The 2,145-nt window shown below is 71.2% G+C and carries 2 protein-coding genes; one reads left to right on the forward strand and one right to left on the reverse strand.

The features are described 5' to 3' along the window. Positions 1 to 446, forward strand: a 446-nt coding sequence (locus LLH23_01895; GenBank protein MCE5237228.1) for a hypothetical protein, incomplete at its 5' end; no start/stop codon positions are given. Between the two features lie 330 nt (positions 447 to 776). Here the strand turns inward: LLH23_01895 and LLH23_01900 are convergent. Further along, a partial coding sequence (locus tag LLH23_01900) for a transposase (protein MCE5237229.1) occupies positions 777 to 2,145 on the reverse strand: 1,369 nt, incomplete at its 5' end.

Consider the following 2,145-nt stretch of genomic DNA (forward strand, 5'->3'; position numbering starts at 1 on the left):
ATGCGCTGATCGGCACCAAGGCCGCCTACGCCGGCGACCAGGATGTCGTCATGTACGTGGCGCCCAAGATGATGCCCGCGGGCGGCAACCGCTACAGCGAAAGCTTCGGCGACGTGTACCTGGCGCTGTGCTCCGACAGCGCCGCCGGGTCCGGCGGCTACCAGGTCGCCTTCGCCGGGGTCAACAGCTCCTACACGGTGCTGCGGCGGCAGGGGCAGATGATCGCCCAGTGCCCCTATCGCCTGCCGCAGTCGGGCGAGCACAACGACTGGCTGCGCCTGATGCTGCGCAAACGCGGGCCGAAGATCAGCGTGTGGGTGTGGGATGCGCAGATCATGGAGTATGACGACACGCAGGCCCTGGACGCCGGTCGGATCGTCCTGGGGACGCGGGACAACGGCATCATGGTCCCGCGAGTGACGATCTACGGCCGGCGGGCGGACTAGCCGGCGGGCGCCGGGGGGTGTCGCCCCTGCGGGGCTGGGTGAGGAAGGGCGGCGCGGGAGTCCACCAGCTTGCGCTGGTGGCTACTATCTGGTTGCCCCTTCGGGGCGAGGACACGGCCACGGGCGAGGATACGGCGACGACGTGACGCCGTCCGCGCCGAAGGCGCGAGGAGATAGTAGCCACGGGTGGAGGCGGCCGCAGGCCGGCGGAACCCGTGGACTCGGGCGCTCCTTCCCTTCCCCGTGGGCGCGGGGCGTCCACGGGGTGTCGCCCCTTCGGGGCGAGGGTGAGGAGGGGCGGCGGGGGAGTCCACCAGCTTGCGGTTGTGTTCAGAAAGCCGCTGCTGGTTGGCCGCGCCAGCGGTGGTCCGGTGGGTCGGGTCGGGTGGCCGGCATGACCTGTCGGCGGCGGCTGGGGGCCAGGCAGTGGGCCGCGGTCTGGCCCAGGCGTCGCAGCGCCGACCGGGCCGCCGCCACGACCGCCGGCGCGGTGGTCGTGAGCCGCACCAGCTTCTTCAGATCAATGGCGATGGCCGTCAGCGCCACCTGGATGCACGCCGCCGCTAAGCCCAGGCCGCGCGCCCGGCGCATCCCGTGGTCGCGTTTGGCCAGCAGAAACAGGTGCTCGGCGATGCGCCGCGCCCGCATCTGCTGCCGGTACCGCGGCCCGGCGCGCACCGTCCGCTCCCGCGCGGTCTCGGAGAAGTGACGATCAATGTAGCGGTGAGCCCCCCGGGCGCACTCGCCTTTGCGGGGACAAGCAGCGCAGTCGCTGGCCCGCGAGCGGTAGCGCCGACGGCGCTTGCTGCGGTCAATGCCGAACAAGTCCAGGTCGCAGCCGTGGGGGCAACGATAGCGGTCGTGCTCCGGCTCGTAGGTGAACTCGTCTTTGCTGAGCTGTCCGGCCTTGGTGCGGTCCGCGCGGGGCACGTAGGGCGTCACGCCACGGTCCTGCAGTTGCTGCAGGCTGGTGCCGTCATCGTAGCGGCGGTCGGCCACCAGTGCGGTGACCACGCCCGGATCGTGGTCCACATGCGCCACCATCGTCGGCGGCTGCTCGGTCGGCGTGGCCGTGGCATCCACGACCAGCCCGCTGTGCGGATCGGCGCTGAACGAACCTTGATAGGCGAACTCGGCTTTCTCGGCGCCCTTGCGCTGCAGGCGGGCGTCGGGGTCGTGCTGGTTCACCGGGACGGTGTCGGCGGCCGCCGGCAGCAGCGGCTCGTCGGCCGCGAAAGCCTGTTGCAGATACTGGTCAATGGTGGTGCCCGGGGGCAGGCTCACCACCGGGCCATCGCGCCCGGCCTGGGCTTTGATCGTGCTGGCATCCACGGTGCGCACCGTCCCCAGGCGCAGGCCGTGGGCCTGACACTGGCGCACCACCTCGTGGAGGAAGTCGCGGAAGTAGTCGGGCCCCAGGCGCTGGCGCCAATGGGTGAAGCTGGCGTGCACGAACATCGGCGCGTCGGTGGCCAGGCCCAGGAAGTGGCGACAGGCGAGGCTATCGGCGCACACTTCGACCAGCTGGCGATCCGACGGGATGCCGAACAGGTAGCCGATGAGCATGGCTTTGAGCATCTGCTCGACGGGAATCGAGGGCCGGCCGCTGGGGGCGAAGGCGGCGTCGGCCCGCTGCACCGCGCCCGACAGATCCAGCAGCACGGCGAGCCGCTGCAGCAGGCGATGGCGCGACGTATCC

It is taken from the genome of bacterium (assembly GCA_021372615.1).
GTDB lineage: Bacteria > Armatimonadota > Zipacnadia > Zipacnadales > UBA11051 > JAJFUB01.